The organism is Candidatus Eisenbacteria bacterium (assembly GCA_030017955.1).
GTDB lineage: Bacteria > Eisenbacteria > RBG-16-71-46 > JASEGR01 > JASEGR01 > JASEGR01.
This window is the reverse complement of sequence record JASEGR010000125.1, coordinates 1-4,897: the sequence shown is the minus strand read 5'-3', so window position 1 is coordinate 4,897 and position 4,897 is coordinate 1. Positions and strand designations below refer to the sequence as shown.

The 4,897-nt window shown below is 52.4% G+C and carries 5 protein-coding genes; all 5 read right to left on the bottom strand.

Going from position 1 to position 4,897, the window contains the following annotated elements:
• Nucleotides 1-202: 202 nt before the first annotated feature.
• Nucleotides 203-1,009: an alpha/beta hydrolase gene (locus QME66_12625; GenBank protein ID MDI6809800.1), complete on the bottom strand. Its 807-nt coding sequence runs from the start codon at nt 1,007-1,009 to the stop codon at nt 203-205.
• A 42-nt stretch (nt 1,010-1,051) separates the two neighbouring features.
• Nucleotides 1,052-2,065, bottom strand: a complete 1,014-nt coding sequence (locus tag QME66_12620) for a 3-oxoacyl-[acyl-carrier-protein] synthase III C-terminal domain-containing protein (GenBank protein ID MDI6809799.1) — start codon at nt 2,063-2,065, stop codon at nt 1,052-1,054.
• Between the two features lie 8 nt (nt 2,066-2,073).
• Nucleotides 2,074-3,597, bottom strand: coding sequence for a long-chain fatty acid--CoA ligase (locus tag QME66_12615; protein ID MDI6809798.1), 1,524 nt, complete (start codon nt 3,595-3,597; stop codon nt 2,074-2,076).
• Between the two features lie 3 nt (nt 3,598-3,600).
• A complete protein-coding gene (locus tag QME66_12610; protein ID MDI6809797.1) occupies nt 3,601-4,641 on the bottom strand; it encodes a 3-oxoacyl-ACP synthase in 1,041 nt (346 codons plus the stop codon).
• A partial coding sequence (locus QME66_12605; protein ID MDI6809796.1) for a hypothetical protein occupies nt 4,628-4,897 on the bottom strand: 270 nt, incomplete at its 5' end. The genes QME66_12610 and QME66_12605, both read right to left, overlap by 14 nt.

The following is a 4,897-nucleotide window of genomic DNA, read 5'->3' as shown; positions in this document are numbered from 1 at the left end:
CTTCGGAGGAGAGGTGGAGGCTGAATTGATCCCCCCAAGATAGAGTTACTCTTTGAGTTTTGAGAGGGTGGATTTATTACGAAAGGCCCAGGCCATGAATAAGAAGAAGCGGATCGTCCTTTCCATGTTCTTAATAATAAATCTGGATCCCATTTATTCCCTGAAACGGCATAGGCAATGCCTCCCTCATTTCCCAAAAAGATCAGGAATGCTTGGTCACAAATCCAATCAGGATCGTAAGGAATTCATTCATCTTCTCTAAAAATGCCGCATGTCCAGCCTCTGGGATCGTAATCAATTCGCAATTTGGTATATTTTCGTGAATATCCTTCATGGCACGCCCTGATGCAATGATATCCAGATCCGCTCTAACAAGAAGCGTTGGGACCTTAATGGTCTTGAGTTCTTCAGGAGAGATGAAATAATTTTTGAAACTTCTGGATAGTCGTATAAAACCCTCAAACCATTCTTTGGTTAACAAGGACTTAAAGATCTTCTGGCGTTCGATCAAAAAATCCAGGTGGGTTTCATAAAACGGCTCTGAATAGATAAAGGGAACGGCGAGCTGGAAAAACCTCTCTCCGTCATTGAGTTCTGCAGCAGTCTCCCATGCCGTGCCGATTTCCCGTAAATGATTGGTGACTCGGTTGGGTGTGTTAAAAAGGCAGAAAGATTTTATCCTCTTTTGATGTTTGAGCGCAAAATGCAATGCCACCCCTCCACCATAGGAAACCCCCATCATGTGAACCATGGGAATGTCTAACTCATCGAGCAAGCTGACGACATCTCTGACATGAATGTCCGGACCGTACCCTTCCTGCAACTTGGAGGACTGGCCTTGATCTCTAAAATCGACCAGGATCAGCTTGAACCTCTTGGATAGCTCAGGGATAAAGGGCAGCCAGCTCATGGTATTCATCATGATACCGTTTAGGAAGATGACGGATTCGCCTTCTCCATGAACTTCATAATAAATCTTTGCACCATCCTTCAAATCAAGATAAGCCATGTCTCCTCCTTTCGTTTATGTGAACTGCTCTTGGTGGTCCTTTTACTTCCTGCCCCAAAGGATGACTGCTGCGGCATAGGAGAAACCAATGCCTGCAGAGGCAAGGACAACCCGCGCTCCATCCGAGATCCTTCCTCTTTTCAGTGCGAGATCGACAGAGATCAAGGGATCATTGGTTCCGTGGTGGCCCACTTCTTCAAGTGGTTCGGACTGCTCATTCGTGAGGTTGAGTTCTCTCAGCACCTGTTCCCGATCCCGTGGGTGAAGATGTCGGAGGGCTAAGTAGTCCACTGATTTCTCTGCTTCGGCGGCGCTCCGAATCACTTCGATGAGTCTCTTGGCGAATCGAAGGCTCAAGTAACTGGAGACTATTGGGGGATTGGGAGTATGGTAATGCATTATCTCCGTGTCGAGATTTTCAGGGCTGAAGGGATGCATGGTACCTCCGCCGGGTACATAGACTTCGTCAGCCATCTCTTGATCGATCAGAAAAAGCGTTTCCTGAAGGACGTTAGCTGGATGCCCACGTCGAAGCAACAGAGCTCCGCCGCTTGCCGAAGTGGGAAGCATCCACCACGTACTTGGGTTGGTGTAATCCACCAGATCTACATTTCTGGTTCCACCGGCCAGAAGGACTGTGTTGATGCTTCTATCGCCGATCATCATGTCGCGAGCGACCCGCAGGCCGAGAATGGTCGTTATCCCCTGATCGACCAGGTCGAAGGCCCATGCGTTCCGGCACTCCACCTCCTCTTGAAGCCGGATCGAAGCTGTCTGAGCGATGTAGTCTTTGTACTCCTCGCCCGTCCACAGAACGAGATCCACCTCCTCGGGCCTCACGCGGCCAGCTCGCTCAAAGGCCTGTTTCGCTGCCTTGACTGCCATGGGGATGGGCTGGTCTTCATCCGCGGGCCGGCACTTCCGCCGAATTCCTAACGCAATGACCTCCTCAAACGTCAGTCCGGCCCGCGCAGCGACCTCCTCGGCAGTTTCAAAGTGATCCGGCAGGTAAATGCCGTAACTGACGATTCCGATCGTGCTCTCTTTTCCGTCCATACAGATTCCTATTTGTTGTCCGCTCTCCCATGTCTCTCTTTCAGGATGAATTTCTGCACTTTGCCGGAGGCGACCGTTCGTGGCAACGTATCCCCGACGACCATATACTTGGGGACCTTATATTTCGCCATGCGGTCACCTAGGAATTTTTGCAGTTCTTCAAGGGTGAGGCTTCCTCCTGGCTTCAGTTCGACGACCGCCTTTCCAACTTCCCCCCACTTCTCGTCTGGGACGCCGATCACCGCGGCGGCTGCTACCTGGGGATGGGTCTCGATGATCCGTTCAATTTCAGCGGGATAGACGTTGATGCCTCCAGAGATGAGCATATCCTTCTTGCGGCCTACGATGGAGAGATGGCCATCCTCATCTATCTTGGCGAGGTCACCCGTGTGGAACCACCCCTCTCTGATGACCTCTGCCGTGGCCTCGGGCTTATTCCAATAGCCGGAGCACATTTGATTACCGCGGAGAAGAAGTTCGCCCTCTTGTCCGGGGGCGACCTCGTTGCCTTCTCCATCGATCAACTTCATATCGACGTGAGGCATAGGATGGCCAACTGTTTTCAGTTTTCCATTCGCCATGAAACAGTTCGGTCCTACCTCGGTCAGTCCGTACCCTTCCCAGAGATGGATACCTTTCTCCCTCTTGAATATCTCGAAGATCTTTTCCGTGAGAGGTGATCCTCCTGAAACCATAAACCAGAGGCTCGAGAAGTCGGCGGTCTCGAATTTCGGTGATTCGATCATCATCTGGTACATAGTCGGGACAGCGAAAAAAACTGTGATCCGCTCATGTTCAATGAGGTCAAGGACAAGATCTGCATCGAATCGCTGGATCAGAATATTGGTTCCTAGGGAATGGAAGAGGGGAAGGGTGAAGACATTCCAGCCGGCCGTATAGAACAAGGCCGAGTGAAGGATCGTCCGTTCTCCACGGCGAAGGCCCCAGCCCATGTTCGAATTGATCGAATTCCAGGTAATCATGCCGTAGCTCATGACGACCCCTTTGGGCAGCCCTGTCGTGCCGGAGGTGTAGATGATGAGTTGTGGGTCGTCACCGGCCAGCCGCACTTCAGGAGGTGGGGCGGCGGAGAACTTCTCCCAGACGGACGCGAGACTTCGCCCGACGCTCTCATCCTCATCAAAACAGATATAATGGGGGATGCTGACCTTGGGCTTTAGCTCCGCCACCACGGAACGGTGCTCTTTGTCGAAAAAGAGGGCCTTGGGGGTCGAATCCTCCAAATAATAGATAAACTCGTTCACCGCTAGGCGAAAGTTCAGCGGGACCAGGATGGCCCCAAGGTGGCTGGTCGCGAAGAAGAGGGTGATGTACTCCGCCCGGTTGAGAGCGAGGACAGCCACCCTGTCCCCTTTTCCAATCTGCAGATAGGATACCAGAAAATTTGCCATCCGATGAACATCGTCTCTCAGCTCTCCGTAGGTGTAACGCCGGTTCCTCGGAATATCCACAAGGGCTTCGGCTTGCGGAAAGCTCCTTCCCCAACGACCAATCCAATCACCGTATAGCATCTTCTACTCCTCCTTTTCGATTCGAGTCCCCCAGCGCAACAGCAGCACATCCCAGGCATAGCCGATGCCGGCGGAGATCATGACGACGAGATCCCCGTTCTTGATGCGACCTTCCTCGATCGCGAGTTCCAACGAGAGGATCTGATCATTCTGCCCCTGGTGACCGAACTCTGCAAAGTACCTGGTCTGTTCCGGTTTCAATCCCAACAGGTCAATCAGATGGTCATGGGCACTTCGCTTTACGAGCAGGGTTGCCAGGTAGTCGACATCGTCCCGGGTATAACCACTCTTCTCAAGGGCCTTGTCGATGCAGAGAAGCCAGTTGCTCAGGCTGAGCTTGTCGAGGCGCTCCTTCATTCCCTCGGGATCCATCACGTCCAGGTATTGTTTTCCTTCTTGAAGACCCTCGAGAGTCATGGGCGCAGCCGATCCCCCCTGGGGCACGTAGACATCCCACGTGAAGGAGCCGTCGGTCATGAAGTGGCCTTCGAGGATCTCGTTGCGAGGGCAATCCCTCTGGACCACACAGGCGGCTCCACCGGCCGCCAAATAGTACATCCAGCGAACGCGCGGGTTGGGATAGTGAATCAGATCTGAGTTCCTGTAACCTGAAGCGACCACGATATTGTTGATGCGGTCGTCGGCCCGAATCATATCGCGAGCCAGTTTGAGGGCAACCAGGGTGGTGCCGCACCGCTGCTGGATGTCGAACGACCACGCATTTTTCAGGCCCAGTTCTTTCTGGATTTTCGGCCCTACCGGCCAGTTCCGATACTCCTTGATCTCTTCCCCGCTCCAGATGACCAGGTCGATGTCTGACGGTTCTAAACCCGAGTAATAGAGGGCTTTCCGGGCGGCCTTCAGGCCCATGGCGACCGTTTGATCCCCCGGGCCAGGGATGTTTTTCTGGTACCACCCGAGCTTTGTCCGGATGACCTCGGCTGGTGTCTCGCACTGGGATGCGATGTATTCGGCGTCGTGAAACGCCCTGGGAATGTAGGCGGCTAAGCTGAGGATACCGGCGGTTGCTCTAGGGTTGGACATTCAAGACCTCCGAATCATAATCCCAGATAGGATCTTTCGTGAAGAGTTGAATGGAATATGGGATATCCGGTTTATCCGTCTTTCCCGAGCCCCGATTGTCAAAGATGATAGTTTGAAAGTGTTTGGAGAACTTCGGTACCTGCTTGAACCACATCCATGTGCTGTAACTGAGTCCTTCGATTAGAACAAAGGGAAAACCGTTTCCATGTATTTCGTGGTATATTTCGATATCGTTTACCTTCACCTTGGGCATAAG

Bases quoted from the DNA above. Each gene is read 5' to 3' on its own strand.
- QME66_12625 (MDI6809800.1), bottom strand. From the start codon at position 1,009: ATGGCTTATCTTGATTTGAAGGATGGTGCAAAGATTTATTATGAAGTT.
- QME66_12620 (MDI6809799.1), bottom strand. From the start codon at position 2,065: ATGGACGGAAAAGAGAGCACGATCGGAATCGTCAGTTACGGCATTTAC.
- QME66_12615 (MDI6809798.1), bottom strand. From the start codon at position 3,597: ATGCTATACGGTGATTGGATTGGTCGTTGGGGAAGGAGCTTTCCGCAA.
- QME66_12610 (MDI6809797.1), bottom strand. From the start codon at position 4,641: ATGTCCAACCCTAGAGCAACCGCCGGTATCCTCAGCTTAGCCGCCTAC.